Here is a 2,361-nt window from a genome sequence, read left to right on the forward strand (position 1 = left end):
CTGAGCAACGTATTTCTTTTTTGTGAACATTTGATAATTTAAGTAATCAAAGACCGAAGTCTTTGGCACCCTCATCAAACGCCCACACTTATCGACTGTTAATTTTTAAAGAACTTTATTCGGTACTGCTTCTGCCGTTTGCTACGAAGCGTTGTGTTCGTTAGCAGCAGAGAAGAGAGAGTATGCGGTGTTTTGCGATGTTCGTCAACTTCTTTTTTTCTTTCCTCTTCGCTGCTGCATCCATTTGGATGCTTCTGCGTCGAGGGAGCGAGACTATAACAAACACACGGCGATCCCGCAAGGTAGTCACATCACCTATATTGAATTGCAGTTGTAACCCATCCATAAGCAACCCACTCCTGCTCCAGGCGAAGCCGCTCGCCCAGAACGTCATACAGTGCATGCTCGTTATTCGTGAGCCGGATCAGCGCTCCCGTGAAACGCTTGCCGGCATCTTCGCTGCCCCACAGGTGTGGTGTGCCTGGAAGGTAGGCGTATCCATCGACAGCGAACGTACCGTTGGCAAGACCGCATGCAGGCGGCCCAGAATTGCAAACCCATGGGTATCGATATCGCCCCGATAAGCGATATCGAGGTCACGCAACCGCTCTATCTGCGCCAAGCGATCGATGCCGTACCCGGCACCGAATATCACCATGTCCGACGCCACCTGCGGAAACGCCAGCGCGTTGATTTCGCTCTCTGTGACGAACACCCGCTCGACGCACGTGTGCAGCGGCGCAAACTGCGTCACGGGAACCGTCAGATCTGACAAGCCGCCGATGTGCGGAAGTTCTGGTCGAGCGCGCGAAAATCGGACAACAGCTCACGCGAGGTCGATGCCATTTGCAGGAAACGTTCACGCACCTGGGTCGGGTCCATCAGGGGCAGCTACCCTTCCCCGATACGGGCGATCTGCGCATCGATGTCGGCCCGCCTTGGCTACAGCTCGGCGATGCGCGCGCGTGGATTGAGTTCGGTGCCATCGGTGATCTGCTTGAGCAGATCAAAGACCGTCATCAGGCGTGATTCGGAGCCGAGAAACGCGCGCTAACCCAGACCCTGCAGCCACTCGAGCGCTTGCTCGCTCGATGACGTCAGGTCTTAGTGGGGTTCATCTTCCCTGGGCGGGTAATATTTGCCCAGCCAGCCACGCTCGTCGGACGCCCAATCATCGAGATAAGCAGCAGCGCTTTTCGGGAACAGGATCTCGCCGCTGACCTGGTGCAGCTAATACAAGTGGTGGTCCAGCTGTGACACCAGCTACTGGCGTGGGATGGTGCGCACGTTCGGCACGACAAAGACGTGGTACAGGAAGGTGGCGATCATGAGCGCATGGTCAGCGGCGAGAAGCCGCCAGGCCGGGTGCAAGCGGCGTTACGCGAGTAACTGCTGATAGTCCATCGTTGTCTGAGTGATTACGGATACCGTGACTGTACTGCGGGTTGTGCCGTGAGGCCAGCGGGAAGGATGCTACGCCTATTCGGGCAACGGTTCCCGGGCTTCGGGCGACATCGACGCGACCAGCGCGTCGTACCAGCATGCCTGCCGCGTCTTGTGCAGACGGTACCAGGCGGTTGCCGTCTCGGGCCGCCAGACTTTCAGCATCTTCAGCACTTCATACGAGAATTCCAGCGGCGCCAGACCGCTTGCGGTAATCAGGTTGTCGCCGCGAACGGCTGGCTTATGACGGTAGTGGGACTGCCCGGTGTATGCAGGGCAAGCCGCTTGCAACGATTCGAGATCGTTGGAAGTATGGCGACGCCGGTCAAGCGCACCGGTGCTGGCGAGGCCGACAGTCGCGCCGCAAATGGCGGCAACATTGTGCCCCTGGTCGAGGGCGTCGTGCGCTAGTGTCAGGAATGGTCTGACGATTGGCGTGTTCCAGACAGCGCCGCCAGGTAGCAGAAACAGATCGTCCGCCTGTAGTTGAATGGTATCGACAGTCACGTCGGGTACGTACTGGATGCCGCCCATACTGTGCACCGCGTCCTGGGTCACGCCTAGTTTGACCAGATTGCATGCCATCGCAGGATCATGAAAGAAACGCCGACTGTGCAGCTCGGCCGTCAGATAGCCAATTTCCCAATCTGCCATCGTGTCAATTACGGCGAGATAGACGTTCATCGTGATGTCCTTGCTGGGTCGGTGTGGTTTGACAATGATATCGATGAATCTTGACGTTAGATACGGTATCGATCGCCCAAAGCGAAAAGCCCCACTCAGATCACTGAGTGGGGCTTCTCTATATAACTAGCCTGACGATAACCTACTTTCACACTGGTTGCAGCACTATCATCGGCGCAAAGTCGTTTCACGGTCCTGTTCGGGATGGGAAGGGGTGGGACCGACTTGCTATGG

The 2,361-nt window shown here is 56.7% G+C and carries 5 protein-coding genes and 1 rRNA gene; 1 reads left to right on the forward strand and 5 read right to left on the reverse strand.

What is annotated here, in order from left to right; genetic code table 11:
* Positions 1–424: 424 nt before the first annotated feature.
* Positions 425–775 (reverse strand): Wadjet anti-phage system protein JetD domain-containing protein, encoded by a 351-nt coding sequence (locus AC56LH_RS22615; protein ID WP_499649871.1) that lies wholly within the window; start codon positions 773–775, stop codon positions 425–427.
* Positions 763–882: a hypothetical protein gene (locus AC56LH_RS22620; protein ID WP_499649873.1), complete on the reverse strand. Its 120-nt coding sequence runs from the start codon at positions 880–882 to the stop codon at positions 763–765. The genes AC56LH_RS22615 and AC56LH_RS22620 overlap by 13 nt, the downstream gene beginning before the upstream one ends.
* Here AC56LH_RS22620 and AC56LH_RS22625 point away from each other — a divergent pair.
* Entirely contained in the window at positions 847–1,029 is a 183-nt protein-coding gene (locus AC56LH_RS22625; RefSeq protein ID WP_499649877.1) for a hypothetical protein, read from the forward strand. The genes AC56LH_RS22620 and AC56LH_RS22625 overlap by 36 nt on opposite strands.
* A 234-nt stretch (positions 1,030–1,263) precedes the next feature.
* Here AC56LH_RS22625 and AC56LH_RS22630 read toward each other — a convergent pair whose 3' ends face one another.
* The 3 genes from AC56LH_RS22630 to rrf all read right to left on the reverse strand — a co-directional run.
* Positions 1,264–1,371, reverse strand: coding sequence for a DUF3375 family protein (locus tag AC56LH_RS22630; RefSeq protein ID WP_499649875.1), 108 nt, complete (start codon positions 1,369–1,371; stop codon positions 1,264–1,266).
* A 108-nt stretch (positions 1,372–1,479) separates the two neighbouring features.
* A complete protein-coding gene (locus AC56LH_RS22635; protein WP_499649876.1) occupies positions 1,480–2,127 on the reverse strand; it encodes a DJ-1/PfpI family protein in 648 nt (215 codons plus the stop codon).
* A gap of 129 nt (positions 2,128–2,256) precedes the next feature.
* Positions 2,257–2,361 (reverse strand): 5S ribosomal RNA (gene rrf, locus AC56LH_RS22640); the annotation flags it as partial.

Source organism: Telluria sp. LT1R51-2, from assembly GCF_059685775.1.

Coding starts and splice junctions, on each gene's coding strand:
- AC56LH_RS22635 (WP_499649876.1), bottom strand. CDS start 2,127: ATGAACGTCTATCTCGCCGTAATTGACACGATGGCAGATTGGGAAATT.
- AC56LH_RS22620 (WP_499649873.1), bottom strand. CDS start 882: ATGGACCCGACCCAGGTGCGTGAACGTTTCCTGCAAATGGCATCGACC.